General features: G+C 62.7%; 34 protein-coding genes, 3 tRNA genes and 1 pseudogene. 14 read left to right on the top strand and 24 right to left on the bottom strand.

Annotation, left to right across the window (positions count from 1 at the left end):
* The first annotated feature begins 98 nt into the window (after positions 1 to 98).
* Positions 99 to 1139, top strand: coding sequence for an SPFH domain-containing protein (locus tag JQ641_RS22195; protein WP_211998065.1), 1041 nt, complete (start codon positions 99 to 101; stop codon positions 1137 to 1139).
* Positions 1123 to 2058, top strand: coding sequence for a diacylglycerol kinase catalytic domain-containing protein (locus JQ641_RS22190; RefSeq protein ID WP_211998064.1), 936 nt, complete (start codon positions 1123 to 1125; stop codon positions 2056 to 2058). The genes JQ641_RS22195 and JQ641_RS22190 overlap by 17 nt, the downstream gene beginning before the upstream one ends.
* Positions 2059 to 2079: 21 nt before the next feature.
* Here JQ641_RS22190 and JQ641_RS22185 read toward each other — a convergent pair.
* The 3 genes and pseudogenes from JQ641_RS22185 to JQ641_RS22170 form a co-directional block, all read right to left on the bottom strand.
* A pseudogene (locus JQ641_RS22185) lies at positions 2080 to 2957 on the bottom strand (Bug family tripartite tricarboxylate transporter substrate binding protein).
* A 184-nt stretch (positions 2958 to 3141) separates the two neighbouring features.
* Positions 3142 to 4359, bottom strand: a complete 1218-nt coding sequence (locus tag JQ641_RS22175) for a CaiB/BaiF CoA transferase family protein (RefSeq protein WP_249150604.1) — start codon at positions 4357 to 4359, stop codon at positions 3142 to 3144.
* Positions 4356 to 5312, bottom strand: a complete 957-nt coding sequence (locus JQ641_RS22170; protein WP_211998061.1) for a hydroxymethylglutaryl-CoA lyase — start codon at positions 5310 to 5312, stop codon at positions 4356 to 4358. Before JQ641_RS22170 ends, JQ641_RS22175 begins: the two co-directional genes overlap by 4 nt.
* Positions 5313 to 5413: 101 nt before the next feature.
* On the opposite strand from JQ641_RS22170, the gene JQ641_RS22165 reads away from it, so the two are divergent.
* Positions 5414 to 6412, top strand: a complete 999-nt coding sequence (locus tag JQ641_RS22165; RefSeq protein WP_211998060.1) for a LysR family transcriptional regulator — start codon at positions 5414 to 5416, stop codon at positions 6410 to 6412.
* A gap of 406 nt (positions 6413 to 6818) precedes the next feature.
* Here the strand turns inward: JQ641_RS22165 and JQ641_RS22160 are convergent, their stop codons facing one another.
* The 7 genes from JQ641_RS22160 to JQ641_RS22130 all read right to left on the bottom strand — a co-directional run bounded on the left by JQ641_RS22160 (position 6819) and on the right by JQ641_RS22130 (position 10436).
* The gene (locus JQ641_RS22160) at positions 6819 to 8012 is read right to left on the bottom strand and encodes a M20/M25/M40 family metallo-hydrolase (RefSeq protein ID WP_211998059.1); all 1194 of its coding nucleotides are present in this window, start codon (positions 8010 to 8012) and stop codon (positions 6819 to 6821) included.
* A 120-nt stretch (positions 8013 to 8132) separates the two neighbouring features.
* A complete protein-coding gene (locus JQ641_RS22155; protein ID WP_211998058.1) occupies positions 8133 to 8510 on the bottom strand; it encodes a YbaN family protein in 378 nt (125 codons plus the stop codon).
* Complete coding sequence (locus JQ641_RS22150) at positions 8510 to 8929, bottom strand: DUF1801 domain-containing protein (RefSeq protein ID WP_211998057.1); 420 nt, start codon at positions 8927 to 8929, stop codon at positions 8510 to 8512. The genes JQ641_RS22155 and JQ641_RS22150 overlap by 1 nt, the downstream gene beginning before the upstream one ends.
* Before the next feature lie 79 nt (positions 8930 to 9008).
* Positions 9009 to 9082: transfer RNA gene (locus JQ641_RS22145), tRNA-Gly, on the bottom strand.
* Positions 9083 to 9484: 402 nt separating this feature from the next.
* Positions 9485 to 9850: an SH3 domain-containing protein gene (locus JQ641_RS22140; RefSeq protein ID WP_211998056.1), complete on the bottom strand. Its 366-nt coding sequence runs from the start codon at positions 9848 to 9850 to the stop codon at positions 9485 to 9487.
* Positions 9851 to 9986: 136 nt separating this feature from the next.
* Positions 9987 to 10208 carry a hypothetical protein gene (locus tag JQ641_RS22135; RefSeq protein WP_211998055.1) on the bottom strand — a complete coding sequence of 74 codons (222 nt, stop codon included), beginning with the start codon at positions 10206 to 10208 and terminating at the stop codon, positions 9987 to 9989.
* A gap of 27 nt (positions 10209 to 10235) precedes the next feature.
* Complete coding sequence (locus JQ641_RS22130; RefSeq protein WP_210337079.1) at positions 10236 to 10436, bottom strand: hypothetical protein; 201 nt, start codon at positions 10434 to 10436, stop codon at positions 10236 to 10238.
* A gap of 284 nt (positions 10437 to 10720) precedes the next feature.
* Here JQ641_RS22130 and JQ641_RS22125 point away from each other — a divergent pair, with 284 nt between their 5' ends.
* Positions 10721 to 11116, top strand: a complete 396-nt coding sequence (locus tag JQ641_RS22125) for a YciI family protein (protein WP_211998054.1) — start codon at positions 10721 to 10723, stop codon at positions 11114 to 11116.
* A gap of 133 nt (positions 11117 to 11249) precedes the next feature.
* Here JQ641_RS22125 and JQ641_RS22120 read toward each other — a convergent pair whose 3' ends face one another.
* Positions 11250 to 11402 carry a DUF5989 family protein gene (locus JQ641_RS22120; RefSeq protein ID WP_212038526.1) on the bottom strand — a complete coding sequence of 51 codons (153 nt, stop codon included), beginning with the start codon at positions 11400 to 11402 and terminating at the stop codon, positions 11250 to 11252.
* 169 nt (positions 11403 to 11571) lie between these two features.
* Positions 11572 to 11657, bottom strand: a tRNA-Tyr gene (locus JQ641_RS22115).
* A gap of 202 nt (positions 11658 to 11859) precedes the next feature.
* On the opposite strand from JQ641_RS22115, the gene rlmB reads away from it, so the two are divergent.
* Positions 11860 to 12687: a 23S rRNA (guanosine(2251)-2'-O)-methyltransferase RlmB gene (gene rlmB / locus JQ641_RS22110; RefSeq protein WP_211998053.1), complete on the top strand. Its 828-nt coding sequence runs from the start codon at positions 11860 to 11862 to the stop codon at positions 12685 to 12687.
* Positions 12688 to 12745: 58 nt separating this feature from the next.
* On the opposite strand, the gene JQ641_RS22105 is transcribed toward rlmB, so the two are convergent.
* The 4 genes from JQ641_RS22105 to JQ641_RS22090 all read right to left on the bottom strand — a co-directional run bounded on the left by JQ641_RS22105 (position 12746) and on the right by JQ641_RS22090 (position 15486).
* A complete protein-coding gene (locus JQ641_RS22105) occupies positions 12746 to 13216 on the bottom strand; it encodes a hypothetical protein (RefSeq protein ID WP_211998052.1) in 471 nt (156 codons plus the stop codon).
* A 49-nt stretch (positions 13217 to 13265) separates the two neighbouring features.
* Positions 13266 to 13724 carry a hypothetical protein gene (locus tag JQ641_RS22100; protein ID WP_211998051.1) on the bottom strand — a complete coding sequence of 153 codons (459 nt, stop codon included), beginning with the start codon at positions 13722 to 13724 and terminating at the stop codon, positions 13266 to 13268.
* 295 nt (positions 13725 to 14019) lie between these two features.
* Entirely contained in the window at positions 14020 to 14715 is a 696-nt protein-coding gene (locus tag JQ641_RS22095; RefSeq protein ID WP_211998050.1) for a HoxN/HupN/NixA family nickel/cobalt transporter, read from the bottom strand.
* Between the two features lie 51 nt (positions 14716 to 14766).
* Positions 14767 to 15486 carry a dienelactone hydrolase family protein gene (locus JQ641_RS22090; protein ID WP_211998049.1) on the bottom strand — a complete coding sequence of 240 codons (720 nt, stop codon included), beginning with the start codon at positions 15484 to 15486 and terminating at the stop codon, positions 14767 to 14769.
* Positions 15487 to 15638: 152 nt separating this feature from the next.
* On the opposite strand from JQ641_RS22090, the gene JQ641_RS22085 reads away from it, so the two are divergent.
* The 4 genes from JQ641_RS22085 (at position 15639) to JQ641_RS22070 (ending at position 17255) form a co-directional block, all read left to right on the top strand.
* Positions 15639 to 15986, top strand: coding sequence for a hypothetical protein (locus JQ641_RS22085; protein ID WP_211998048.1), 348 nt, complete (start codon positions 15639 to 15641; stop codon positions 15984 to 15986).
* Positions 15987 to 16131: 145 nt separating this feature from the next.
* On the top strand, positions 16132 to 16470 hold the full coding sequence (locus tag JQ641_RS22080; RefSeq protein ID WP_211998047.1) for a hypothetical protein: 339 nt from the start codon (positions 16132 to 16134) through the stop codon (positions 16468 to 16470).
* A 174-nt stretch (positions 16471 to 16644) separates the two neighbouring features.
* Positions 16645 to 16719 (top strand) — tRNA-Thr (locus JQ641_RS22075).
* Between the two features lie 233 nt (positions 16720 to 16952).
* Positions 16953 to 17255, top strand: a complete 303-nt coding sequence (locus tag JQ641_RS22070; RefSeq protein WP_211998046.1) for a hypothetical protein — start codon at positions 16953 to 16955, stop codon at positions 17253 to 17255.
* Between the two features lie 1687 nt (positions 17256 to 18942).
* Here the strand turns inward: JQ641_RS22070 and JQ641_RS22065 are convergent.
* A complete protein-coding gene (locus JQ641_RS22065) occupies positions 18943 to 19206 on the bottom strand; it encodes a hypothetical protein (RefSeq protein ID WP_211998045.1) in 264 nt (87 codons plus the stop codon).
* Between JQ641_RS22065 and JQ641_RS22060 the strand changes: the two genes are divergently transcribed.
* Positions 19205 to 19609, top strand: coding sequence for a hypothetical protein (locus JQ641_RS22060; protein ID WP_211998044.1), 405 nt, complete (start codon positions 19205 to 19207; stop codon positions 19607 to 19609). The two genes, JQ641_RS22065 and JQ641_RS22060, sit on opposite strands and share 2 nt — an antisense overlap.
* A 40-nt stretch (positions 19610 to 19649) precedes the next feature.
* Here JQ641_RS22060 and JQ641_RS22055 read toward each other — a convergent pair whose 3' ends face one another.
* The gene (locus JQ641_RS22055) at positions 19650 to 19925 is read right to left on the bottom strand and encodes a hypothetical protein (protein WP_192733970.1); all 276 of its coding nucleotides are present in this window, start codon (positions 19923 to 19925) and stop codon (positions 19650 to 19652) included.
* Between the two features lie 555 nt (positions 19926 to 20480).
* Here JQ641_RS22055 and JQ641_RS22050 point away from each other — a divergent pair.
* Together JQ641_RS22050 and JQ641_RS22045 are read left to right on the top strand one after the other, a co-directional pair.
* Positions 20481 to 20801 carry a hypothetical protein gene (locus JQ641_RS22050; protein ID WP_211998043.1) on the top strand — a complete coding sequence of 107 codons (321 nt, stop codon included), beginning with the start codon at positions 20481 to 20483 and terminating at the stop codon, positions 20799 to 20801.
* A gap of 295 nt (positions 20802 to 21096) precedes the next feature.
* Positions 21097 to 21507: a hypothetical protein gene (locus JQ641_RS22045; protein ID WP_211998042.1), complete on the top strand. Its 411-nt coding sequence runs from the start codon at positions 21097 to 21099 to the stop codon at positions 21505 to 21507.
* 183 nt (positions 21508 to 21690) lie between these two features.
* On the opposite strand, the gene JQ641_RS22040 is transcribed toward JQ641_RS22045, so the two are convergent.
* The 3 genes from JQ641_RS22040 to JQ641_RS22030 all read right to left on the bottom strand — a co-directional run bounded on the left by JQ641_RS22040 (position 21691) and on the right by JQ641_RS22030 (position 23110).
* Positions 21691 to 22539 (bottom strand): alpha/beta fold hydrolase, encoded by an 849-nt coding sequence (locus JQ641_RS22040; RefSeq protein WP_211998041.1) that lies wholly within the window; start codon positions 22537 to 22539, stop codon positions 21691 to 21693.
* Complete coding sequence (locus JQ641_RS22035; RefSeq protein WP_249150603.1) at positions 22536 to 22922, bottom strand: hypothetical protein; 387 nt, start codon at positions 22920 to 22922, stop codon at positions 22536 to 22538. Before JQ641_RS22035 ends, JQ641_RS22040 begins: the two co-directional genes overlap by 4 nt.
* A 77-nt stretch (positions 22923 to 22999) precedes the next feature.
* Positions 23000 to 23110, bottom strand: a complete 111-nt coding sequence (locus JQ641_RS22030) for a glucose transporter (protein WP_192733975.1) — start codon at positions 23108 to 23110, stop codon at positions 23000 to 23002.
* 207 nt (positions 23111 to 23317) lie between these two features.
* Between JQ641_RS22030 and JQ641_RS22025 the strand changes: the two genes are divergently transcribed.
* Positions 23318 to 23581, top strand: a complete 264-nt coding sequence (locus JQ641_RS22025; RefSeq protein ID WP_192733976.1) for a hypothetical protein — start codon at positions 23318 to 23320, stop codon at positions 23579 to 23581.
* Between the two features lie 94 nt (positions 23582 to 23675).
* Here JQ641_RS22025 and JQ641_RS22020 read toward each other — a convergent pair whose 3' ends face one another.
* The 3 genes from JQ641_RS22020 to JQ641_RS22010 all read right to left on the bottom strand — a co-directional run bounded on the left by JQ641_RS22020 (position 23676) and on the right by JQ641_RS22010 (position 26218).
* The gene (locus JQ641_RS22020; RefSeq protein ID WP_192733977.1) at positions 23676 to 23915 is read right to left on the bottom strand and encodes a hypothetical protein; all 240 of its coding nucleotides are present in this window, start codon (positions 23913 to 23915) and stop codon (positions 23676 to 23678) included.
* Between the two features lie 192 nt (positions 23916 to 24107).
* On the bottom strand, positions 24108 to 24818 hold the full coding sequence (locus JQ641_RS22015; protein WP_211998040.1) for an outer membrane protein: 711 nt from the start codon (positions 24816 to 24818) through the stop codon (positions 24108 to 24110).
* A gap of 353 nt (positions 24819 to 25171) precedes the next feature.
* Positions 25172 to 26218 (bottom strand): alpha/beta fold hydrolase, encoded by a 1047-nt coding sequence (locus JQ641_RS22010; RefSeq protein ID WP_211998039.1) that lies wholly within the window; start codon positions 26216 to 26218, stop codon positions 25172 to 25174.
* Between the two features lie 147 nt (positions 26219 to 26365).
* Between JQ641_RS22010 and JQ641_RS22005 the strand changes: the two genes are divergently transcribed.
* Positions 26366 to 26905, top strand: coding sequence for a MarR family winged helix-turn-helix transcriptional regulator (locus JQ641_RS22005; protein ID WP_211998038.1), 540 nt, complete (start codon positions 26366 to 26368; stop codon positions 26903 to 26905).
* Positions 26906 to 26916 lie beyond the last annotated feature (11 nt).

The following is a 26916-nucleotide window of genomic DNA, read 5'->3' as shown; positions in this document are numbered from 1 at the left end:
TTTTGCCGCTGGCCTTGACAATAGCATACTTAGTTGTACTGTACAACTTACTTAGTTGCCCAGACACACTTACGAGCGAACTAGAAGGAGTACACGCCATGTTCGGCATCCGGTTCATCAAGGCACAGCCGACGACCTATCTGATGAAATACCGCGGCGGCGCCGTGACCCAGGAAGGCGCCGGCCTCTCGGGGTTCTATTATTCCCCGGTCACGTCGCTGGTCGCGGTGCCGATCGGCAGCCGCGACGCCGCCTTCATCTTCGAGCAGATCGCCCGCGACTTTCAGGCCGTCACCATCCAGGGCCACGTCACCTATCGCGTCAGTGATCCCAAGCGGGCGGCGGCCATGCTCAATTTCACGCTCAAGAAGGACGGCAAGAATTACGAGTCCGACGACCCCGAGAGGCTTCCGCTGCGGATCCTCGGCACCGTCGAGGTGCTGGCGCAACAGGTGGTGAAGGACCTGACGCTCAAGGAAGCGCTGCAGGCCTCCGACCGGATCGCCGACATTATCGCAACCGGACTCAAGAGCCGCGCCGACATCGCTTCGCTCGGGCTGGAAATCCTCGGCGTCTCGATCCGCGCCATCAAGCCGACGCCGGACACCGCCAAGGCGCTCGAAGCCGAAGCGCGTGAGGCAATTTTGCGAAACGCCGACGAAGCGATCTTCGCCCGGCGCAATTTCGCGGTGGAACAGGAACGCGCCATTCGCGAGAGCGAACTCGACACCGAAATCGCCGTCGAGCAGAAGAAGCGCTCGATCCGCGAGACCCAGATGGACGCCGAGGCCAGCGTGGTCGCCAAGCAGAACGAACTGCGCGAAGCCGGCATGGTCGCCGACATCACGCTGGAAGCAAAGCGCGGGGATTTCGTGGCGCTCAACGCGGAAAACACCAGGACGCTGGCGGACGCCGAAGCCTACCGCGTCGGCGCGCTGATGAAGATTTTCGAAGGCGTCGACACCAGGGTGATCCAGGCGCTCGCGGCGGCGGGCATGCAGCCCGGCCAGTTGATCGCGCAGGCGTTCGGCGGCATCGCCGAAAAGGCCGAGCGGATCGGCCAGTTGAACGTCTCGCCGGAACTGCTCAGCGCGCTGATGGAGAAGCCGAAGGAGACCACGCATGCCCGCCGCCAATGACCGCAAGGTGGTGCTGGTCACCCGCAAGACGCGGCTGGAAGATCTGATCGCGAAATATCTGACGGCCGCGCAAGCGAAATTCTATGTCGAGCATCTCGGCGCCGACTTCTCCGACTATCAGCGCGAGCACGACGTCTATCAGGCAGAGCGGCACCGCACCGTGCAGACGCTGGAGCAATGGGGCCGCTACCAGATCATCGACCGGAGTTTTTTGCCGAACTTCCTGTTCGGCCCCGCCGACATCGTGGTCGCGCTCGGCCAGGACGGCGTGGTCGCCAACACCATGAAGTATCTCGACGGCCACCCGCTGATCGGTCTCAACCCGGACGCAAGGCGCTACGACGGCATCCTGCTGCCGTTCGTGCCGGACAATCTCCCTGCCCTGCTGCGCGAGGTCGCCGCCGACAAGCGCGGCTTCAAGGCGGTGACCATGGCGAGGGCCACGCTGACCAACGGTCAGGTGCTCCATGCCGTCAACGAGCTCTTCATCGGCGCGCGCACGCACACATCAGCGGTGTATGAAATCGTGGCCGGCGGGCACAGGGAGACACAGTCATCGAGCGGCCTGATCGTCTCCACCGGCCTCGGCTCGACGGCGTGGTTCAAGAGCATCGTCACCGGCTCGCTCGCCATCGCCGGCGCGTTCGGCGGCGAGACCGCGCCCGCATCCTATTCGGCGCAGGCCTGGGATTGCAACGCCTTGCGCTTCGCCGTGCGCGAACCGTTTCCAAGCCGCACCTCGCAGGTAAATCTGGTCTATGGCGAGCTGACGGGATCCGAACGGCTCAGCGTCCGCTCCCTGATGCCGGAAAACGGCGTCATCTTCAGCGACGGCATCGAAGCCGACCGCCTCGAGTTCAATTCGGGGACCGAGGCGCAGATCACGGTGGCCGATCGGGTCGGCCGGCTCATCGTGTGATGCGATCCGCTGCCTTCCAGCTCACTCGGCGGCAATGCCGAGAGCCCGGACAAGCTCGCCACGCGCCCGATAGTCGATGTCGATCTGGCGCTTGAAATCATCAGCCGTACCACCGATCGCGGCCATGCCCTGCTTGGCCAGCCAGGCGCGCATCGTGTCCGTCGCAAGGACCTGATTCACCTCCTTGTTCAAGGTATCGATCACCGCCTTTGGCGTGTTCTTCGGCAGCATGAATCCAATGTAGCTGGTGATTTTGTAACCCGGGAAAGTCTCGCTGATCGCAGGCACGTTGGGGAGCAGCGGGTCGCGCTTCTCCGAGGTAACGCCCAGCAGCTTAATCTTGCCCGCCGCCGCCAGCGGCTCGACCGCCGTGTACGCGCCGAACACCAGCGGTATCTGTCCGCCCAACAGGTCGTTCACCGAAGCCGCCGTCCCCTTGTATGGAATATGGGTCATCGTGAAGCCGCCGGCCTTCTGCAACATCTCGCCGGCGAGACGATGTGGAGTGGAGCTGCCTGAACTGCCAAAGCTTAATTCCACGGTCTTTTGCTTGGCCAGCGCGACGAGCTCGGCCACCGAGTTGGCCGGCAGATTGATGCTGGCGGCAAGCAGCAATGGCGCCCCGGTGACGCTGATCACTGGCTCCAAGGCTGCCGAAAGGTCGAACTGTTTGCTGGTGGCGAGATGCGGATCGATCGTCACCATCGCATCCGTAACCATCAGGATGTGTATCCATCGGGCTCGGCGCGTGCGGCCGCCTGCGCCGCGATCATGCCATTGGCACCCGTCTTGTTCTCGATGACGACGGATACTTTGAGGTTCTCGCCGAGTTGCTTGCCGATGATCCGGGCCAGTGCATCGGCCTGCCCGCCCGCGGAATATCCCACCAGGAAGGTCATCGATCGTGATGGATATGGCTGCGCGTTGGCGACTTGTACCGTCGCGACCAACGCCATCGTAACCAGCGCCGCGCCGAGCGTACGGGCTTTGCCTCGCACCAGTTTGCCTGACGTCATGCTCCGCCTCCTCCCTGAGATCACATTTTTATCCACGCGCGGTTGAATCCACCGCGCTGGTTCGTTTTTACGCGGGCTCGTTCGCGACCGCGCCCAGCACGCCGGCCGAGCGCAAATCCTCAATGTCGCGCTCCGAATATCCGGCGGCCCGCAGAATTTCGTCCGTGTGCTCGCCGATCCGCGGCGGCTGGCGATCGAGGCCGGGCCGTTCCTGCGCTTCGCCGAACTCCACCGGCAGCGCCGGGATTCCGACCAGCCGCCCGCCACCTAGTCCCGAAACGGCGGTTGCAAGCAAGCCGCCATTGCCGAGCAGATGCGGATCGGTCGACAGTTCGTCGGGCCGGCCAACCCGCGAATAGGCCACCCGCGCCGCTTCGCATTTTGCCAGGATTTCGCCGAGTGGCAGCCGCGCGATCCGCCGCTCCAGTTCGGGGAGCATCCACTCACGCGCTTCGCAGCGTGCGGCGTTACCCGCAAACCTGATATCATCGCGCCAGTCGTCGAAGCCGAACGTTTCGCAGAACCGCTGCCAGTGACCGTCCGAGGTGCAGCCGATGAAGACCTGACCGCCATCGGATGCGGTGAAGACATCATAGACACCCCAGGCATTCTTGCGCGCCGGCATCGGCGGCATCGGTCCGCCGATGACCGCGCTGCCCACGACAACGGCGCCGAGCATGAAGGTCGCGCTTTCAAACAGCGAGCTGGCGACCTTTTGCCCGACGCCAGTGGTGTCGCGCTCGCGCAGCGCCGCCAGCGCAGCCACCACGCCAAACGCGCCGCCGAGAATGTCGATCACGGGCGCGCCGGCGCGGAGTGGCCGGCCGGGCGGACCCGTCATGTAGGCGAGGCCGGACTGCATCTGCACGACTTCATCGAGTGCACCCCGATTCTCGTACGGCCCTTTCAAAAAACCCTTCATCGAAAGATAGACCAGACGCGGATTGATCCGGCGCAGATCCTCCCAGCTGCATTTCAGCCGCTCGATGGTTCCCGGCCCGAAATTCTCCAGCACCACGTCGGCGTCCCCGACGAGCCGATGCACGATCGCCTGCCCTTCGGGCCGCTTCAGGTCGATCGCGATCGACCGCTTGTTGCGATTGTAAGTCGCGAAGAATCCGGCGGCGAAGCCTGGCAGGCGCCGCGTCGGATCGCCGCCGGCAGGCTCGATCTTGATGACGTCGGCGCCGAGATCGGCAAACAGCACGCCCGCGCACGGACCCATGATGGTGTGGCCGAAATCCAGCACCTTCAATCCCGCCAGCGGCCTCGACGCCGTCATCATGCGGCCCTTTCCCGGAATGCAGCGAGCGTTCCCGATCGGAGCGCAGCGCTCGGCAGGCGGTGTCCGACGATCCGCTCGGCGAGACGCCCGGCCTCGATCAGCGCCTCGATGTTCAGGCCGGTCGCGATGCCCATCTCGTCACACAGCAGCGCGAGTTCCTCGGTGGCGATATTGCCGGGCGCACCGGGTTGGCCGGCAAACGGACAGCCGCCGAGCCCCGCCACCGCCGCGTCGAACGCGGTGACACCGAGCCTCAATCCTTCATAGGCGCATGCGATACCCTGCCCGCGCGTGTCATGCAGATGCAGGGCGATCTGCAAGTCCGGCCAGCGGTCACGAACGGCGCCAACCGCGGCCGCGACCCGGCGCGGCGTCGCCCAGCCCATGGAATCCGCGAGCGCAACGTCCCGCACCTCAACGCCGAATTCGCGTGCGACGGCAAGCCCGTCCGCCACCGTCTCGACGACCGCTGCGGGCGAGACGTCGCCGGCGAAATTACAGCCGAAGGCGGCCATGACGATGATCTTGGCGATCGGCACACCGGCTTCCTGGTGCACCCGCACATATTTGCGCATGGCTTCGAGTTGTCCGGCGCGATCGCGGTTGAGATTCCGGACGGCGAAGGCCTCCGATGCGCTCAGCGAAATGAACCCGGCAAGGGTCAGCTTCCCGCTGAACGCGAGCGCGCGCCGCAATCCGCCCTCGTTGAACCACAGCGCGGAGTATTCGACGCCTTGCCGTGCAGTGAACCCATCGACCACGGCCTCGGCGTCGGCCCAGCCCGGAACATGCTTGGCGTTGACGAAGGAGGCGATTTGAATCCGGCGCAGGCCGCAACTGGAGAGCGCATCGATCACCGCGATCTTGTCCGCGGTCGCGATCGGGCCCGGCTCGATCTGAAAGCCTTCGCGCGGCCCCTCTTCGCTGATGACGACGCTGTTCGGCAGGTCCATGCGCCGCGGCTCCTCCGGGTGATCTTTTGTTGGCTGGAGCTTGCTGCGCCCAAAGACATCTGACAAATATAATATCACGATCAATCTGTTCTAATAACTAGATGGCAGGAGCGATTTCGGTGGCGCTGGGATTGCGGCAGATCAGATACTTCATCGCCATCGCCGATGCCGGCGTGCTGTCGCGGGCGGCGGAGAGGCTCAACATCGCCCAGTCGGCGCTCAGCCATCACGTCGCCGCGCTCGAAAACGATCTCGGCGTCAAACTGCTCGAACGAAGGCCGCGCGGCATCGCGCTGACGGCAGCCGGACGCCGGCTCTATGAGCACGCCAGCGCGGTCTTGTCGGCGCTCGGCAAGGCCGAAGAGGATGTCCGGAACTTTAATGAGGCAGCGGCCGGTCCGGTCTACCTCGGCCTCAGCCATACCGGGATCTCCCTGGTCGCGCTCGATTTCATGAAGGCGGTCCGAACCAATGCTCCGGGCGTCTACCTGACAATCGTCGAGGCGCTGTCACCGGCGCTGACCGAGCGCGTCCTGTCGGGCACCCTCGATCTCGCGCTCGCCTACAATCCGCCGCGGGACGCCCGTCTGGATGTCGAGTTGCTGCTGGAGGAAGATCTCTACCTCGTCGGGCATCCGGGCCTGATCGGCCGGTCGACCGGTCCGATCGCCTTCTCCGCGATTCCGCAACGAAGCGTGCTTGGTTTGACGCCAATGCCGGCATCGCGCGCCATCATCCAGACCCAGGTTCTCCGCAATCAGGTCATTCCAAGCGAGACGCTCGAAGTGGATTCTCTGCCGGCGCTGCGCATGGCGCTCGAGGCCGGCCTCGGATGCGCTATTCTGTCCCGTGCCACCGTCCTCTCCGACCTCGCGGCGGAGAAGTATTACGCGCGGCGCATCATCGATCCGCCGCTGACGCGTTCGCTTGGGCTCATCGCGCTGGCGGACCGGCCTCAGACCAAGGCCTTTCTGGAGGTACGCAAGACGGCGATCGAGGTCGTACGCGCTGCCGTGAGCGACAAGCGCTGGCCGGCAACAGACCACGGCCGACGACGCACGCGTGCTGCGAAAGCGCCCAGAACCGCTAAGCCTGGCTGAGGTCGTAGGCGGTTTATCTATGTCAGCGCGGCAGTCTATCGGGCCGTCAGTAGAAACAAATCTCTGTCGGGAACGTTATTGGTATCAGTGGCTCCGACGACGCGCAGTTTGCGAGCTAGCTGAAAAACGGGTGCCCTCATGCCGGAAACCAAAACCAGTCGGCAAATCTACGACGAGAGCATAAAAATTCGGCGGCAAGTCGATGACGGCCGGCCGAGGCAATCGGAGGACGACATTCAGCGGGAGCAACTTGGACCGCGCGGGGTACCGGGACAGCCGGATCCCGCAATAATGGTCCCGCAACGCAGAAAGAAGACCCCGTCGGATTTTGATCCCGGCCATACGGCTTAGGACGGCTGCATCAAGGTTGTCATGTGCCTCACTGAACCGCAGTGGCAGGCCCGGCTCACCGCATCGTCGCGAGCTGGACGGCGAGCGCGCACGCCTTGTCGTACTCGTCGAGATTGATCCATTCGTCGATCGTGTGCGGCTCGTTCTGCCCGGCGCCGAAGGTCACCGTCGGAATGCCGTGGCGGACCATCCAGTTGGCGTCCAGCCCGCCATTGGCGGCGCGGATGGAAGGCGTTGCGCCGATGCCGGACACGGCCTCGATCGCGCGCTTGACCACGGGCAGGCTCTCTTTCATGCGGAACGGATAATAGTCGGTCTCGGCCTTGAACTTGACGCGGCCCGATTTGCCGTCGCTGTTCTTCACGCTCTTTGCGGCCTTCTCGAACGCGGCCTTGTAGGCCTTGGTGATCTCCTTGAAGAACTTGCTGTCGTGGCTGCGGCTTTCGCCGCGCACGTGCACGTAGTCGGTGACGACATTGGTGGCGTCGCCGGCCGGCCTTCCCTCGCCGCCGGTGACGGGGCCGACATTGCTGGTGCCCTGCAGCTTGCGCTTCACCACCTTGCCGAACCAGCCGCCGGCCTTCACGTCGGCGAGCGCCAGCGCCAGGATCATGGTCGAACTGATCCCGCGCTCGGGTGCGACGCCGGCGTGGGAGGCGCGGCCGAAAATCTCGACCTGCCAGCGATCCGCGCCGACGGCGCCGATCGTCACATTGGAGGCAGAGCCGCCGTCGTAGTTGAAGGCCATCACCGGCGAGCCGAGTTCGTCGGTCTTGACGTGGCGCGCGCCATAGAGCCCGCTCTCCTCGCGGACGCAGAACAGCAGCGTGATCGGCGGATGATCGAGCTTCTGCTTGGCTAGCTCGGCCGCCAGCGTGACGAGAACGCCGCAGCCGGCGCGGTTGTCGCCGCCGAGCGCGGTCTTCGCGTCATTGACGATCTTGCGCCCCGCCAGTTTTGGTTTGGCGCCGGCGCATAGCGGCACGGTGTCCATGTGGGTCATGAACATGATCCGCGGCTGGTTGTGCATCGCGCCGCGGCCGGGCAGATCGACAATGAGGTTGCCGGTCTCCGTCGGCACGGGAATGCGGGTGTTGGCGTCGTCGAGGCGGATCGCGCTCGCCGGCACGCCACTTTCCTGCAGCGCCGCGCTGAGCTCGCGTCCGATCGCGGCCTCCTTTCCGGTCACGCCCTCGACGGCGAGGAAGCGCATGAGACGGTCGGTGGCGGTTTTGGCGTCGACGGGCATGGTGGGTTTCCTGATGAGGCGCTGCGGACTCTCGCGAGCATCGTTCGAGATGGCCGGCTGCACAAGGCTGCCCGGATCAGGACTGGCATGCGGACGCCATCGTACTCGTGGCGGCGATCGCTAGATCGAAGTGTCCTGCCGGGCCACCGCGGGACGCGAGACGACGTAGGCGGCGCAAGCCAAAAAACCCGCTGCCACGGCCAGGGCGAGCGGCACCGACGGCGCAAAAGTGTAGCAGAAGACAGCGAAACCGAACGTCATCCCCGCGCAAGCCATGATCTTGGCCGGGCGCGGGATGGCTCCGGCGGCGCGCCAGTCACGCAGCGGTTTGCCCAATGTCGGATGCCCGAGGAGCCAGGCCTCGAAACGGGGCGAGGAGCGCGCGAAGCACCACGCCGCCACGATCAGGAAAACCGCCCCCGGCATCAGCGGCATCACAAGGCCGATCACGCCGAGCGCGACCATCACCCAGCCCAGGCAAAAGTAGATGATGCGCATCAGACCTGCCGCCTGTTGCCTTTCTTCGAAGCCGGCTTTGCCGCGTGCACCGGATTGCCAAGCGTCTGGTTGAGCGCGACGGCCTCCCGAGCCAGGCGACGCGCCATCGATGGCTTGATGGACATTCCCTCCCGCAGTTCCAGCGTGGCCATCTCGTATTTGCCGGCCTTCTTGAGGCGAGGCTCGATGTCACTCAGTCGCTGGCCTCTCCAGAAGCCGAACAGCACCCGCTCCTCCTCGGCGCGGATCAGCAGAGCCGGTCCATTGGCCAGATAGACGAGGTGGCCCCATTTCACGACTTCTTCCAGCGCCGAAACAGCGCGAACCGCCGCCCGCAGGGATTCAACACACTCGCGGCGCCAGCCGGAGAGCGCGACGACATACGCCTCGGGGCTGGCGGCAGGTGTCATCTTCTTCATGCCTGATCCACGTTCATCCACCCGACCGCGGGATTCGATCGGCGCCACTACCTATGTTTCGGGCTGGACAGAATTTGAATGGAGCGGGTGAAGGGAATCGAACCCTCGTATTCAGCTTGGAAGGCTGCTGCTCTACCATTGAGCTACACCCGCGTCTGCGCGATCACCTAACACGCCATGCGGGCGGCCTCAACCACCCCGGGAACCGTCGATCAACTGCCGGGAAACCGGCAGGAAACCGCCAAACGCGACCCGGTTGCCTCACGAATCGGCCCGGTTCCGGCCGGAATCCGCGCCGCCCAGCCCCTTAACAGCGACAGATTCGCTGCCTATACTCTTATCTCCACAAACCAACGAAAGGAGGTGATCCAGTGTCTCTTACCAAGCGCTGTCACCTCGCTGGGATCGCCCGCTAGGCTCTCGCGCTTAGAGGCTTGGCACGGGGCGCTCTCAGCCCTGGACCAGCGAGTTCAATAGTTGGGGCGCGGCGGGAGCCATCCTGCCGCGCCTTTTTGTTGGGGGTGCGGGATTGCGGCAACTCGCGATGGGAGCAATTCACCTACACACGAGAAATTTTCGAAACACCCACCCCATCGGCCGGGAAGCGGCGTTCGAAATGTAGGCCCACTGCTTTCCGTCTTCGGTTGTCTGGTCGGAAATCCGGATGCGCTCGCCGTTGGCGATCTTGCCGACGATTTTTCCGTTCGGTGACGTCCGGATGTTGAGCGGCGTTCCGGTCGGATCGGCGACGACGCATGAATTGCGGTCCTGGTCCGGTGCCGCCGACTGCAATTGCTGTCTGGTGCCGGAGAGCGCCTTTTCATCATTGCCGATGGTGCCGCCGGCATTGCCGGATTGTGCAAAGGCCGCCGCAACACAGCAGGCGCTCACAAGCGTGCCAAGCAAGACGGTCTTCAGCACGGCACGTCTGGCGCTACGGCGAACGCTGCTCCCATCTCTTCCTCCATCGCTGGCGGCATTGTTCCGCAAGCCCGGGGCGAGAGCAATAGGGCCAAGACGTTCGATTCAGAAGTTCAGAAGCTTTCGAGCCGACCGCTCACGCCATCCGGCGCTGCCGGATTCTTTCCCACACCGAAATCAGGGCGATCGCCATGCCGGTGATCCAGGGAAGCACGGCGCCGTATTCCTTGACGCTGAGCAGCAGCGCCAGAATGCTCGTCACCAGCGTGAGCATCTTCGCCATTCCGCCCTGCCCGACGAGCGACAACAGAAACGGCAGGAACAGGATGAGGAGCGTGCCCAGGGTGACGTCGGCCATTGGGATGGTCTCGGGACTGAAGGCCGGTCAGAAGCCGCAGAGATTGACCGATCGCGGACGTGCCCCGCGGCGGCTTTCGACAATGTTCTCGCCGCCATTGGTGGCCGAGCTGCCGTAATAGCGGTGGTGGCCGGAGACATCGTGCCAATCGCCGGGCTGCGTCGATGCCGGCGACGCCGCGTGGGATCGGGTGGCGTCGCTGATGATCGAGGCTGGCTTGCGTTGCATGACCGTCTCCGTGGATGATGCGCAGTTGCTGCGTTCTGTTCATCAGTCGTTAACTTGCCACCGCGCGTTCAAGCACCGAACCCCTATATCGTGTTTCCGGAATGTTTCGTGACGTGCCTCACCCGGCGACCGTTTGACACTTTGTTGAAACGGTCCTGTCGGGATAGGCCTTTGCGAAACGTCCTCGGAGGGGTCCAATCCCGCCCTATTTTTGTTTTGACGCGTTTTCTTCACGCGAACCGGGTCCACTTCGCTCGAAAACGCTTTGTGCCAAGGAGATACCGATGCTTTACGCCATTCTGGCCTATCACGTGGAAGCCGAGGTGCAGTCCTGGACGCCGGCGGAGGACGCCGCCCTGATGACCGAGTTGCTTGGAGTTCATGACCGGCTCAACGAACAGAAATTGCTGGGGCCGTCGGCGCGGCTGGGGGCGACGGGCAAGGCCCGCACCTTGCGAGGACCGGGCGCAGGGGTCGTGATCGACGGGCCGTTTGCCGAAACCAAGGAGCAGTTGCTGGGACTCTATGTCGTGAACTGCGCCGATGAGGACGCCGTGATCGCGGTGGCCCGCGACCTGCGCAAGGTCAATCCGACGGCGGTCTACGAGATCCGCCCGATCGCCCTCTATCTTCCCGGCGAGCCGTTCCCGACCACGGAGACGCCGGGCGTTACCAGCTAGGGCTACGATAGCTGGCAAGCTTTACCACGCCGGAAATCACCGCCCCGATCAGCTCCAGAATGGCGCTCACGAGCTCGAGCAGACCGAGTAAATCAAGGAGCCAGAGCAGCGGCGAGAAGGGCTCAAGAGTTCTCTAGAAAATCGCGTAAATAAAAGGTGCGACCGCAGAGCCTTTCGACAAGACGAGCAGCGACCCGAATAGCAGCATCATGATGAAGATCGGCAGCAGCCAAAACTTCTTCCGCACCCGCAGAAACATCCAGAATTCGGCCAGAAACGAGAGCATATCCAGCCCCATAATTGATGATCCGCCAGGCTACGGTCCGGCAGGCTTCGCTACGATATGGCTTGCCGCGGAGAGCTGGAAGCGCCCGCCTTCGCCCTGCGGGCTTCGGCGAGGCAGCCTTCGCTACGATAGGGCTTGCCTAGCCGTAGCTGGCGGAGCCAGCGAAGGCTGGTGGGGGAAGAAGGACTCGAACCTTCGAAGTCATAAGACGGCTGATTTACAGTCAGCTCCCTTTGCCACTCGGGACACTCCCCCGTTTAACTGCATCGCAAACCCAACCGCTAGATGGCGGCGGACAGGCCATGGATGACGTTAATACCTGGAGCCGATGGCGCGCTCCCGGTCGGGCGCGTTTATGGGCGAAGGGGCATGGCAAAGTCAACCAAGGGAAGCCTCGAAAAACGAGCCTCGAGGGGCCAAATTGCCATAATCCGGAACCCGTGACACAAGCTGGCCCATGAGCGATCGCGACCGAAAACCGCCGTTCCGCCGTGGCGGCGGCAAACCCTTCGAAAAAGGCCGGAAACCGGGCGGTCGCCCGGCCTGGCGCGACCGGGACAGCAGCCCGGACGGGCCGGTGATTCTTTACGGGTGGCATACGGTTACGGCGGCTTTGGCCAATCCGGAGCGCCAGATCCGCAAACTGTTTCTGACCGAGAACGCCGCCCGGCGCCTGGCCGACGAGAATATCGACACCCGCGTACCCCCGGAACTCGTCCGGCCGAGCGCGATCGACCAGCGGCTGGGCCCGGATGCCGTGCATCAGGGCCTGCTCGCGGAGGCCGATCCCCTGCCCTCGCCGGATATCGATTCGCTTGATCAGGAGGGCATCGTGCTGGTGCTCGACCAGATCACCGACCCGCACAATGTCGGCGCCATCCTGCGTTCGGCCGCGGCCTTTGCGGTCAAGGCGATCGTCACGACGGCGCGTCACAGCCCCGAGGCGACGGGCGTGCTGGCGAAGTCGGCGTCCGGCGCGCTGGAAATGGTGCCATTGGTGACCGTGCAGAATCTCGCCCGCGCGCTGAACGAGTTGAACGACCGTGGCTTCATGACCGTTGGCCTCGACAGCGAAGGCAGCGAAGACCTCGGCGCCGTCGCATTACAGCAGCCGCTGGCGTTGGTACTGGGCGCCGAAGGCAAGGGCTTGCGGCAATTGACGCGCGAGACGTGCAGCGTGGTGGCGCGCCTCGACATGCCCGGCGAGATCAAGAGCCTGAACGTCTCGAACGCCGCGGTGCTGGCGCTCTATATCGGCGCTTCCAGGCTGGGATTGATGAAATAAAAACAACGCCCGCTCGCTTGATGCGAACGGACGCCGTCGTTTTGATTCGAAGTTTGGATCAGTAACGGCCGAAGCGCGCGCCGCGATAGCCGTAACGAGCGCCGTAGCCATAACGTCCGGCATAACCGTAACGGGCGCCGTAGCCATAGCGGAAGCCCGAACGGTACCCGTAGCGGTAGCCGTACGCGCGCGGCGCTACGACGCCACTGCGGAAGCCGTAGCCGTAATACGGACGATAGCCGACGACGGTGTCTTCCTCGTACACGCGGGCCGGAGCCCAGGCGCCGGGACCGGAATAGGTCGGGCCCTGGTTGACGTAGTAGTATTGCTGCACGGGATCGGCGAGCCGGGCATAACCCCAGCCCACGCCGCCGCAGGGATTGCAGCCCGCCGAGGTGTAGGTCGCAACAACCGGCGCCGCATAGACGACGGGCGCGGCGTAACCGCAGCTTGTGTAACCGCACGCCATCGCGGGCGCGGTGGCCATCACGGCGACGGCCGCGACCAGTCCTGAAATCAGATGACGCATTACTCTCTCCTGTAGGTGTTTGCCTGTTGGTGTTCTTGTTGGCGTGGTTTTATGGGCGTGGAAGCAGTCCCGTGGGATGCCGACGACGCCGGTCTTCCTGCGGTGCGTAGATGATCTCGGGTGGATTGACCGGCACGTTGGACTGCGCCGGCAGCGGCGCCGACTGTGCAGACCAGGATTGGTGATAGCTTTCGGCCGGCTGCGGCAACCTTCGGTTCGCCGGCGGCTCGATTTCCAGGCGGCCGTAACCGGGCAGATGACCCGCGCTCGGATAATAATGGCCGACACGCGGCACCGGATCGACATAGCGGCCACCATAGACGGTCGGCTGCACATGCGTGCCCCTGAGGAGGCCCCAGTCGCCCTCGACCACCGAATAGGATGCATCGACGCCGTTGATGATGACGGGAACACCGGGGCGACCCGGAATCACGATTTCAAAGCCGCCGCCGGCCAAGGCCGTCGACGTCGTCGCCATCAGAAGTGCCAGTGTCACGCCAATGCGCATCGCTTAGGACCCCGTTTTCCTCTGGCCGCAATTTAGTCGAACCGGCATCCCCAAGGGTTAAGGGGCCGGACCAAACTGCCGGTAAGGCTAACGCGTCAGCATCCCGCGCCGTTCAATTGCGAGCGAACCTGCTCAGCAATTGTTAACGGGCATTCTCTCTCGTCATTCCGGGGCGCGCGAAGCGCGAGCCCGGAATCCATCCAGCCGCGCGCCCAGCCGCCCAATGGATTCCGGGCTCGATGCTGCGCATCGCCCCGGAATGACGAGAGAGAGAGAGAGAGAGAGAGCGAATATCTCAGGCGAACAAATTTTCGACGAGGGTCGTCGCGCCGATGGCGATCGTGACGATACCGACGGCGCCCTGCAGGCCGCGATTGGCCCAGGTGAGCCAGCGCGCGGACACCGCGAGCGGCACGGCGATGACGGTGGACAATGCGCCCATGCCGATCATCGAGCCGATTCCGAACAGCGCGACGTAACCGAGTCCGGCCGCCGGGCTAGACGCCTGCGACACCGTCAGCACCAGCAGTGCAGCCGATCCCGCCATGCCGTGCATCAACCCGACCAGCAGCGTGCGCCAGCGAAAACCATGCTCATGCGCGTGCGCGGTGCGCAGATGCGGCGTGGTTTCTCCGGCATGGCTGTGGGCGTGAAGATGCACGGTGCCGTCGCCATGGCCGTGCTTGTGAAAATGCACGCGGTCGCGCCACAGCCGCCACAGCACATGCGCACCTAAGCCGACCAGCATGATGCCGACGGCGGCCTCGAGTGGACGCGTCACGCTTTCCGGGATCGCACTGCCAAGCAAGATGGCGCAGCCGGCGAAGACGAACAGCGTCAGCGTATGACCGAGTCCCCAGGTCAGCCCGTGCTTGACGATGTCACCGACACGGCTGCGGCGCGCGGCAATGCTGGAGACAGCGGCGATATGATCGGCTTCGAGCGCATGCTGCATGCCCAGCAAAAACCCAAGCCCCAGAATTCCGAACATATGCCCCCTGCGCGCTACAAGCGCTTATCAAACACCAATCAACTGCTCTTGTCAGGTCAACACTTCATCGAACAGCCCCCGCATCGCCCCCCATGAGCGGCGATCGGCCTGCTCATTGTAGAGCGCGGTGCGCATCATCGAACCGTCAGCGGCGGGGTTGGTGAAACCATGCAGCGTGTTGCCGTAGCTGATGACCTGCCAGTCGCGCACGTGACCCTCGCGCATCTCGTTCTCGAACGCCGCGACCTGATCGGGCGGCGCCAGCGGATCCTCCGCGCCGGTCAAGACCAGCACGCTGGCCTTCACGCGGCCGGGTTGCGCGGGCTTTTTCGTTGCCAGTACGCCGTGGAAACTGACGACAGCCTTGAGATCGGCGCCCTCGCGCGCGAGCTCCAGCACCACCGAGCCGCCGAAGCAGAACCCGATTCCTGCGAGCCGGCTGGTATCGACATCAGGCAAGCCAGCCATCGTTGCGAGCGCGGCGCGGCCGCGGGCGCGGAGTTTTTCCGGTTCGGCGCGCAGGCCGCCGACCAGCGTCGCGACCTGCTGCAGATTGCTCGCCTGCCGCCGGTCCCCGAACATGTCGGCGGCGAGCGCGATATAGCCGAGGTCTGCAAGCCGCCGCGCGCGTTCCATCGCAAACGCGCCGAGCCCCAGTCCCTCGTGAAACACCAGCACGCCCGGCTGCGGACCTGCCGCATTGTCGTTCCAGGCGAGATAGCCCCGCAAATTGACATCGTCGCAGCGGTAATCGAGGTCACGCGTCGGCATGAAAATTCTCTGAGGGACTCTTGAAGGTGTTGGTTGGGTGTCAAAAATGCGGAGCCGGAACATCACACCGGTTTGAACGCAGCACAACCCAAAATCGGAACATCGAGCCCTGCGATCGGTTGGCCTCGCACAACCTTTGCGGAGAGCAACCAATGACAAAACTGAAACTTCTGGGCGCAGCAGCATTGCTTACAGCGGCAGTCGCGACACCTGCGATGGCGCAGCAGTGGACGAATGATGATTACAATTATCGCCCTAGATCGTCCGGCTTCTGGCCCGGCGAAGTCGCAGCCGGTGTCGTCGGCGGTGCGGTTGGCGCGGCGGGCGCGATTGCTACCGCCCCGTTCCGCAACAGGGATTCCTACGCCTATTATGGCGGGCCGGCCTATGACGATTCCTATGCCTATCCCGTCCAACGCCCGCAGAGCCTGCGTCCCGCCTGCGGCGTTCAACCCGACGCGACCTATATGGGCCCCGACGGACGCTGGCGTCCCTGCTGAGAGGTGAGCGGCACGTCCGGGCAAATCACGCCGAATTGAATCGCGGCGAGGGAAAATACGGAACGACCTTGCACCCCGGACCTGGCTTGGCGTGACGAAAACTGGTGTCGCGAGAAAACTCGCATCACGAAAGAAGGAGAGCCGTATGACGACAATCAAGATCCTCGGCGCCGCCGCGATCCTTGCATCCGCATTGGCGAGTCCGGCCATGGCGCAGCAGGTCACCAGCGGCAACTATCAGCGTCCGGCCTTTGCGGATCCGGTGAATCACCAGAGTGGCACCTGGCAGAACAGCTACAATCGCTGGGATGGCCGCACCGGCTTCGGGCCGGGCAACGCCGCGGCCGGCGCCGCCGCAGGCACTGCGTCCGCGATGGCAGTCGAACCGATCGGCGGCGAAGAATATGCCCGCCGCAACGGCTTCGTCTGCATCCCCGGCACCCTGTTCCGCGGCGAAGACGGCCGCCGGCACATCTGCCAATAGGACCAGCGGATCGAGACGCGGAAGAAGGCGGCCGAAAGGCCGCCTTTTTCGTGTGCAGGCGTGATGGAGCGGCTTTCGAGGTGCTGGCCCTTTCCGGGCAAGTCTGGTATTCGACCGCCGAAGATTGATGGAACCCCGCGCGTTATCTGGGCTGGCCCCCCATCGCTTCAATTCGCCGGTTTAGCTCAGCGGTAGAGCAGCGGTTTTGTAAACCGAAGGTCGGGAGTTCAATCCTCTCAACCGGCACCAGCGTCGCTTGAGTGGTGCGAGGAACTGTCACCGTCTAGCAACATGCGGGATGTTTCGTTTCTCGGAACACCAATTAAGACTCCCCTGCTCGAAAGTCTTGCGGCAGATTCGACGTTACCGGGGTTGGGAGTATTGTCATTGCACTGACAATCAATTTTCCCGGACGGGCCGCAGCGCGCAAAGCCTGCGGCCTTTTTCATTGGGCAGCAAAAGCCGGCGCAAGATACCGGATCGTGAATACCAATGGCCGCGCGCGGCGCGCTCCGCTGCAATTATGCAAACAGCCAATCGTAGGTCTTCGCAACGAGCTTGCTAAGGAGGTAGAACCAGCCTGCCATTGCAAGGACAACAGGGACAAAGAAGGCCACCCCAACGATCACTTGCTGTCGCCTTTTGCCGGGGACCACCTCGACGGCCGCTTTTTCGCTGGAACTCATACACTCACCGTCTGGGGAAAAGGCGGCAACCCGCCCCGTTTCAAAAACAGCAAAGCGCGCGGCCGTGGTGGCATCATCATTCTATCGTTCGCCTTGTAGGCCGCCTCAGTTGGCGGCCCCTTCCATTCGCGACGCCGCGGAGAAGCGGCCCCAACCTCGGGGCTGGGGGCTGAGTTGGGGCCGCCATTCCAACCGCGGGCAACGCGGAAAAAGGCGGCCTACGGTTAGCCAAGTTACCGCAACCCGACTGATCGTTCCGAACTAGTTTGGAGTACCTCGGTTGGCGGCCTCGTTGGTTGTGCCGACCACGATGCACGGAAGCCAACTTCGTCGAGGGATCGGCGCCAGCGCGCCTGGATGGCTTGGAAATACGCAATGCATGCCGCTGCCGACGCAATCAACCAGTGGACGGCACGCTGTGTGACGCCGCGATAAATATAGCAGCAACCGGCCGTGACGTTCAGGATGCACGTATAGATTCGCAGCACGCGTGAAGCCAAGCACCGACCGCCCCTATTCCGGTCCTGAGAAGGCCGCGCGCAAGCTGCTGGAAAGATCTCGCGATCGCGCGCGGCTGCGCGAGTCCGGGGCCTTCGCGAAGTACACACCGGCCCACGCGGATTTGTTTGCTTAACGGTCGCGGCCTCACCGTTAGTGGCTTCACTTGAATTATAACCCATTCGGGTGATGCGCGCGTTTTCCGCGCGCGAGCGGGAACAAAACTGCAATTTAGCTCTTATAGACTCACCTTTGGCGGGGGTGAGTAATGAACGACTTCAGCGGCGATAAACCCTCAGGACCGGAGAAGCGCGAGCATCGCAGGTGCAGGTGTGGCGCGGAGCTCAAAGTGGTTCACAAGATGATGGACCCAACTCGTGGCTTGACGGTACGAATGTTTGAATGTCAGTGCGGCGAACGCAGCTGGACCGAACATAAAGACTAAACTCTTCCGACAAACTCCTTACGGCTGCCGCTCGATCCGACCAGAAGCGATAGAGAAATGGGGCCGAAGAGGCGCGGCAGTCATAATGCCGTCCGAAATCACCGGCAGAACGCAGAGAGCTGCCTGCGCTGGCTGAAGCTGCAGAGAAACGAGCAGAATAAATGGAGCTGCTGTCGTCGATTGACTTGCCGTATTGGCTAATGATCGCGGGAGCAATTTTGATCGCAATGGGCTGCCTTGGTCTTGTGTTTAGCCGGAACAGGCAAGCCGGGTAATCCCGATCGTGATTCAGCACGAACTGCTTCGCGCTGCATGGCCAGCAAATGACCGTGCAAGAAGTCTGATGTCCTAATTCGGAACCGGGGGACGACCAATTTGCGCGACCTGCAGCCAAGCTAACTCATGGCGTATCGGCGCCAGTTCAGAGTGGTCCAGAGCTTCGGTCGAAAATGGAAATGGTTCGTCGCTCTGGCGTCAGGTCGACGGCAGGGCGAAGCGCTGACGGCACCGGCGACGCAACGAGGCTATTCTTTCTCGTCGAGGTCGGGAACATTCCACAACAAGAACGCCATAATGATGAGCGCCGGGGTCCAAGCCAGCATGGCCCCAAATGCAATGGCCTGCACTGTTGTCATGATCGCTCCGGTGTTGTCCCAACCTTGCGTCACTTAACCTAACGCGCTGGCGCTGGATAGCGGCCTTGTGAAACTGTTCACAAAAAATGACATTTTCCGACAGTGGGTCACGGTCGCCGTAAGGTATTGATATAATTGAATGCCGGACGGTTTTACCGGCGCCAGTCCGCGTTCAAAGTCGCAAATACGACAACGACGCTTGCACCGTTTACATCAGCATCCAGCGCCGTATCAGCCACGCGAGCCCGAGCGCAGCGATCATGACGCCGACGCCGAGCACATCCACCGCGTATTCGGAAATCGCAGGCGAGCCGTCCGGCAATCTTGAAAATGGATTCCAGCTCGGCCCTTCGGAGTAATCGACTTTCACCCGATTGGCGGTGAAAAGCGCGAGCGCGGCCCAACCGATAAAGAAGCAAACCACGTGGCAGACATAGGCCGCCGGCGAGCTGACACCATTATATTTCAACATGGCACCTCCCGAACAATGGCTTGATGAATACGGTTCTGAAGTGCGCGCTTCGAATTATCCGACCCCAAAGCAGCATTCTGCACTCAATCCTCGATATTCACAGCCACGGCGAGATTTCCCGTTATCCTCACTATTCACAGTGAACACTCTTGGCGCCGTGCTCTGCGAGCCGCTTTATGCCGACCGCAACATCAAAAAATCTCAAGCGACTCTTGACCGGGAATCGCAAATCAGAACCTGTACGGCCTTGCTTCAGAGGGCCACCGTGCAAGATCCATTTACTGATTTCATGACTGGTAAGATTTCGGAACGGCACGCCAAACAGGACCGGCGCCTATTCGCCCTGATGTATCTCTGCATTGCCGCTTTGATGGTGCTGGCCGTCGCCAAGCTGTTTATCTGACAGCGCAAAGAAAAAGCCCGGATTGCTCCGGGCCTCTTCGTTACCAATGATGGTAGTGTCGATGATAGTGGCGGCGGTAGTATCGCGGGCCATCATCGTAATAGGCGTACGGCCCACCGCCGTAATAGCCGTATCTCGGTCCGTAGTAGTAACCGTTGTTGTAGGCATTGGCTGCCGCGGCCGCGCCTAGCACGCCTGCGGCCACACCGAAGCCGATCGCCGCGTTACGCCCGCCGCGGGCCTCGGCCGGCGAATTGACGACAGCGGTTGTCGCAAGCGCTGCAACGGCTGCGAGAGTTAATCCTATCTTTCGCATGTGCGCTCCTTTCCGTTGCCGGGTTAACGCCTGCCGAGCGTGCGTGTTGCAGGAACTTGCGCAGGTTAATTTTTGCAGTTTTGGGAAACGGAATCCTGTTCCGATGATTCAACGGAGTTCCGGATGGCGGTTATGTGATCGCGCGTCGGCTTGCGAGCGCAGATCATGCGGCCTTCCTGCATGCGGCGTCGCTGCGCTATCGACTGCTGGTCCGCTCGACATCCGGCGCTCTCGGACTCTTGTCCGACCGGTTCGGATCATCGACCCGGGATTTGAGATCGGCGGCCTTCTCGACCAGGCCCGCTGCCACATTCGGGTCCGTGACTGTCCGTGCAAATTTGAGAAGCGTAGTTGCCTGACGCGTCAGATACTGCCTGCCCACCACCGCTGCTATCTCCCGCTTGCCTGCCCGCAGAAATTACGTTGCAACGCGGGAATCGTTCCGGACCCTGTGTTACGAAATGCACATTTAATCTTTGTTCCAGCGGTTAGCTGCGGCATTTTGGGTTCCCGTCGGCACGCGGAACCATCCCCTGCCGATCACGTTTTTTCTGCATGAGAATTCGAGAAGAGAACTGCAATCTGGTGTTGCTCACCGGCGTTACCTTGGTGAGTGCTGTGATCGCTGGCGCCGTCGGCTTTTGGGAACCCGCCCCCGCCGTGAGCAAAAACAGGCAGGTCTATGCCGCCGCCGCGACGTCTTCGTCGTCGGCCGCCGCGATGGCTTCATCGTCGGCCACCGTGGCGCCTGCGTCGTCGACCAAGGCCGCCGCGGCTTCGCCGGCGGCACGTCAACCAGCCCGGCTCATCGACCAAACGCCAGTCCGGGTGATCGGCGCACCTTTCGTGCCCAACACCAATCCGCGCGAGCGCTAAGCGGGATTGAGGGTCCGGCCGTGACGGCCGCCCCATTTTCTTATGCCTTACGCAAGCACCGTGCTGCGAGCCGCCGCCCGTTCTATCTTTGCATGGGGTTGTTTCGCGATTTTGTGTCTGGGCCCTGCGCTGTCCCCATAGCCCCTGGCGGCGGCGCTACGCAGGGTGTCCCGCACACGGGTGTCGCCCTTTTGTCACCTCGCCGGCAAATCGAATGCCTTCATTAGCCAAGTTCAACACTTGCTCTTGATTCCACAAAAGCCTTTTGCTCGAATGACTTGGGCTGAGGTGTGCGATGAAATGGATGAAAGAACGCGACCTCCTGATCGCGCAGACAATGGCATTCGTGCAATCGGTGACCGGAAAGAAGCCGGACGCCGCGCAATTCCTCGCGAATCCAGCCTCTTTCGTAAGCCCGGAAGCGCCCGCACCCTTTGACGTGCCCAAGGCCACAGCCGCGGTGTCGATGCCTGACATCGAGGCGGTGCTGGCCGAAACCATCTCCGTCGTGCCGCCAAAGCCGGTCCAGAGCGCACGTCCCGAGCCCAAGGTCGACTTCCAGTCCGAGATCCGCGCCCGTGTCGCCAATTTCCGCGCGCATCAGGAACGCTTCAACCGCGAGCGCGAGGCCTATTGCAGCGCCACGATGGCCAAGGTCCACGCCGCGCTGCGCGAAGACACTGCGCCGCCGCCGCTGAGCAAATAGCACCCAAAACGTTTCCGGTTCGGTGGCTTCATCCTTCGAGACGGCGCTTTCGCGCCTCCTCAGGATGAGGTCTGGAAGATGAGGACTCAGCAGAAAGTCTCGAACCTCATGGTGAGGAGCGCGGCAAAGCCGTGCGTCTCTGGACGACGCTACGCGTCGCCAGGCGAACCATGCGGCCATCGCTCAGCCCCCGCCGATCTTCTCCAGCACCGGCAGCAGGTGCGTCAGAAACAGCTCCGGATTTTCGCTCATCGGGAAGTGGCCGAGCCCCTTCATGATGGTGGCTTCGCAACCCCTGATGCTGTTGGCCACGGCCAGCGTCTCCTCCGGGGTGCAGGAGTAATCATACTCGCCGGATAGCAGAAACAGCGGACAGCGCCTGGTGTCGATCTCTGCGACGCGGCCGCGGATGTCGCCGTCGAGCTTGTAGAAATACAGATCGCCTTTGAACACGCCGGGCCCGCCCTGCATGTAGTGCCAGATCGTTTCCCAACGCTCACGTTCCGGCGCATCGGGGCCCACCAGTCCGGAGACGATGGCGCCGCAGACCTCGCCGCCATGCACATCCGGCCGGTGCAGGAAATTCAAATCGTAATAGGGATCGACATGCGCACCGGCCTGCAGACCGATGATGGCGCGAAAGCGCTCGGGGTGTTCGAGCGCCAGATGCAGCGCGATGCGGCCGCCGATCGAGCAGCCGATCAGAATCGGCGTGTCGAGCTCGAGTGCCGCCGAAATTTCCAGAACCATGGTCGTGTATTGCGCCGAGGTCAGCTGGTATTCCTCCTCGTGCCAGCCGGCCGGCGGCGAGGATTTGCCGTGCCAGGGCATGTCGAAGGCGATGACGCGATGTTTTGAGGTGACGCGCGCATCGTTCATCAGCGCGCGGTATTGCCGGCCATCGCTGCCCGCGGTGTGCAGGCACAGTAACGGCGTGCCCTCGCCCGCTTGCTCGACGTAGATGCGGTGCGGCCGGCCGAACAATTCCAGATGCATGTAGCGGCCGACGATCGGCTCGAACCTCGCGCTCATGCGCCAGCTCCCGTGGCGCGGAGCTTGGCGAGCGCCTCCTTGAAGTAACGCAGATGGGCCATGAAGATCTGCAGATTGCCTTCGGCCCTCAGCACCCGCCGCTTGATCAGCGCCAGCAAATCGTTGGAGCCCGGCGGCGGGCGCTCGCTCCAGAATTTCTTCCATTCCTCCTCGGAGGCGCGAAGCGCAAAGGCCGATGACGGCATCACCAACGGCCCTGGCGTCACCGACACGATTCGTCCCTCATGGATCGAAATCAGAAAGGCCGACTGGCCGACTTCCAGAAGAAAGCTGGTCGTGAGATAGCGGCCGCGCCGGACCAGTCCCGCGTCGCCATTGACCCGCGCTTGCAGCGTCTCGATCATTCCCGTCCTGCCTGTCATGTCATCGAGCCGCTTCGCGGCCCGAACTTGTCGTGTTGCATGATGGGTGGATTGGACGCGACGTCAATCGCCAGCCGTTAGAGCCACGCCCAGACCAGCGCGACGTTGGCCGCGCAGGCCACCAGCAGCGCGACCGTGAGCGTGAGTTGGACACGCTCGCAGGAGTGAGTCTGGAGGATCGTTCTCATGGCCGAAACATCCAGCGATTCTAGCCGAGGAGTCTCGGGGATTCTTTTTCGCGGGATTCATGACTCGTTTACGACTCAGGGACTCCGCCAAAATACCGCCGAAACGGACCATTTTTGCCTTCCCGAGCTCTGAAGGAATGGCATAGCAGCCAAGCCTGAAACCCAAATGGGGCTGCAACGTTGACCGTTTTTGCTGGAGCCCCCTGCATGCCCTACGCGCTGTTCTGCCAAGAGGCCAAGCTGAGCAAGGCCTATCCGACCGAGGCCGATGTCTGGAAGCTGGCCCGACAGTCGGGGCTGGTGGTCGATGCGGTTTCCGATGAGGAAAGGCAGGAGCCTCGACCGGTGCTGGACAATGACTACGAGATCAAGCCGTGCCAGCCGGACCCGGACGAAGATCCGGCGCGCAACAAGGCCGAGGCCGAGCGCGACGCCCGTTCGGTGCTGCAGTTGGGTTCGAAAGCCGCTTGAAGCAGCCGCTTGGCGAGTATTGCTGGCGGAGATAGGGGCCGCAGGGGACCGGCCCCGCCTTGCGGCCGGAGGAAAAAATCGAACGATCGCCTTCTTAAGGCGTCGCCGCTGCCAGTGAAGCCTGTTCCGAGGCGAGCACGACGCAAGCCTTGCGGCGGTTCAGTCCCCTGATCGCGCCGGTCACCTTGAGCACCTTCCCGACCGGACAATTGGCGTCCTGCACGAAGGCGATTTCATAGGGAGCAAGGATGAGCGGTTCTGATTTCAGGACAGTCTGGGCAAAGCATGGCAACGACGCTGCGGAAAGTACCAGCCCTAACGCAAAAGCACGCATGTTTGATTGTCCAACCAGCCGACTGGACCATAATAGCCGAAGATGACAAAAAGTTGCGTGCACCGCGAAAATTATTTTTTGGAGGGTGCCGACAGCTGCGTATAGCGCGTCGTGCCCTCCGGCAGCTGCCCCTGAAAACAAAAAGGCCGGCATCACGCCGGCCTTTTCTCGTCTGGTTACGCAGCAAGCCCGTCAGTATTTGGAGGCCGCGGGGCCACCCCAGCCAAACCGGTAGTTCACACCGACCTTGACGGTGTGTTCGTCGTTCCGAAAACTCTGGCCGGTGACGTCGGCGGGGCCAGCCGTGAAGGTGGTCTTGCCGAAATCATAATACTGGTACTCGGCCTTGGCCGACCAGTTGGGCGCGAACATGTATTCGAGACCGCCGCCGACGGTGTAGCCGTCCTTGCGGTTGCCGCTGGTGGTGAAGCCCGCCGGGACGCCACCCACGGTGACGCCGAGATTGTTGCCGTCGCGCCAGGCATAACCGCCCTTGGCGTAGAGCAACGCCGGACCCCAGGTGTAGCCGACCCGGCCGGTCACCGAACCGAGTTGGTCGGTATTGGTGCTCACCAGCGTACCGCCCGGAAACAGCGTGCCGTTATTGTTGCCGTTCAGCCAGCTGTACTGGGCTTCGGCACCCACCACCCAGTTGGGCGCGAATTGGTAGTCGAAGCCGCCCTGCACACCGCCGAGGAAGCGCGCGTCGCTGCTCTGCAGGGAGTCGGTACCCGCAAAGGCCCCGCCGACGTGGCCGCCGATATAGAAACCGGTCCAGTTATAGACCAGCGCCGGCGCCGTGTAGGCCGGCGCCTTGGTGTAAGGTCGAGGCTGGATGTCCGCCGCGAAAGCAGGAGCCGCCATTGCGGCCAGCGCGGCAGCGCCGAGCAAAATCTTCTTCATCTTCATTCCCCGTGACTAACGTTCCATCATCAAACCAAACAACGTGACCTCAATTAGGTTGCTTTGCGGCAATGCCGGAGCACCTGACGGTGCCCACCTGTGACGGCGCGGCAACAAAGCGCTTTGGTTCCCTCGCATATAAGGCTTTTTCCTGCGTTAACTTGCAGGTATCCCGCTTTGTTGATGTCGGAGATGACTAAGACAAGGTTCAAGGGTCGCCAAAAAGTGATTGAATTCCGCTCATCTTTTCGGAGCGGAGGACCCTCCGCTTAGCCGGAGGGACCCTTCGCTGAAGAGCGCCATTCGGGGTTTCCGGGATACCCGATCTCAGGCTCCCGGAAGCCCGTCCCGGCTCAATAGCCGGCAACGTCGATCACCGCCTCGGCAAACGCCTGGGGTGCCTCCTGGGGCAGATTGTGGCCGATGCCGCCGGTGATCAGGCGGTGCGCGTATCGGCCCGAGAACTTCTTGGCATAGGCGGCAGGATCGGGGTGCGGGGCGCCATTGGCATCGCCCTCGAGGGTGATGGATGGCACCTGGATCACCGGAAAGGCGGCGAGCCGCTTCTCCAGATCGTCGTATTTCGTCTCACCCTCGGCCAGGCTGAGCCGCCAGCGATAATTGTGGATCGAAATCGCGACATGATCGGGATTGTCGAGGGAGGCCGCGCTGCGCTCGAAGGTGGCGTCGTCGAAATTCCATTTCGGCGAAGCCGTTTGCCAGATCAGCCGGGCAAAATCGCGGGTATATTTCTCATAGCCGGCCCGGCCTCGCTCGGTGGTGAAATAATACTGGTACCACCAGGAAAGCTCTGCCTTCGGCGGCAGCGGCGCCTTGTTGGCCTGTTGGCTGCCGATCAGATAGCCGCTTACCGCGACCAGCGCCTTGACCCGCTGCGGCCAGATCGCCGCGACGATGTCGGCGGTCCGTGCGCCCCAGTCGAACCCGGCGACAACCGCCTTCTCGATCCTGAGCGCATCCATCAGATCAATGACATCGACCGCGAGTACGCCCTGCTGACCGTTGCGGAGCGTGTCGCCGGAGAGGAACCGCGTGGTGCCGTAGCCGCGCAGATGCGGCACGATCACGCGGAAGCCGGCCGAGGCCAGGATCGGCGCGACATCGACGAAGGCGTGAATGTCGTAGGGCCAGCCGTGCAGGAGAATGACCGGCGGACCGTCAGCGGGCCCAGCTTCGGCGTATCCGACATTGAGGAGGCCGGCATTGATCTGCTTGATGGCAGGAAACGACGTGTGCGCCCCCGGCTTGACCGCACTCACTGGTTTGGCGTTACCGGACTGTGCGCCGGCCGGGCCGGCCAAAGCCACCTGGGCGGTTGCCAGCGTCATGGCCGCGGCGCCAAGAAAACGGCGGCGACCAAGGTTGATGTTGTCGGACATTTGGATCTCCTTCGATACACATCGAGTGCGATTTATTCGGATGCGATCTAATTATCGGTACTATTCCTGATGTCAACCCTTCCGATTTAATCGTATCCGATATATATGCTCACCTGACGTCACGATCAGGTGTCCGGGAGCATCAGGATGAAACCGACCAAGCCTTCGAACCCAACGGCTTCGAACCCAGCGTCTTCGGATCCACGGCCGTCGGATCCCAAGCTCGCCGACTTCCTGTGCTTTGCGGTCTACTCGGCCAACCTCGCCTTTGGCCGGGCCTACAAACCGCTTCTCGATGAACTCGGCCTCACCTACACGCAGTACATTGCGATCGTGGCGTTGTGGGAAAACGACAACCAGACCGTCTCAAGTCTCGGCGAAAAGCTGTTCCTCGAATCCAACACCCTGACCCCGATCCTGAAGAAGCTCGAGACGATGGGCTATCTGCGCCGGCAGCGTGATGCCGCCGACGAGCGCCAGGTGCTGGTCAGCCTGACCGATGCCGGGCGGGGCCTGCGCGAAAAACTCGGAGGAAGGAATCTGGTGAAGGCTTCCGGGCTTTCGCCGGAGGAATTCCCCAAGCTGCAAAAGGCGGTGGTCACCGTGCGCAACAACCTGATCAAATCAATGCAGGATACGCCGACCGGCGCGCCGGCAAGCCCCGCGACGGCAAAGCAGCGCGCGTAATCCTGAGCACC

The sequence above is a fragment of the Bradyrhizobium sp. JYMT SZCCT0180 genome (assembly GCF_018130165.1).
Taxonomy (GTDB): domain Bacteria; phylum Pseudomonadota; class Alphaproteobacteria; order Rhizobiales; family Xanthobacteraceae; genus Bradyrhizobium.
This window is presented reverse-complemented; position numbering and strand designations above follow the sequence as displayed.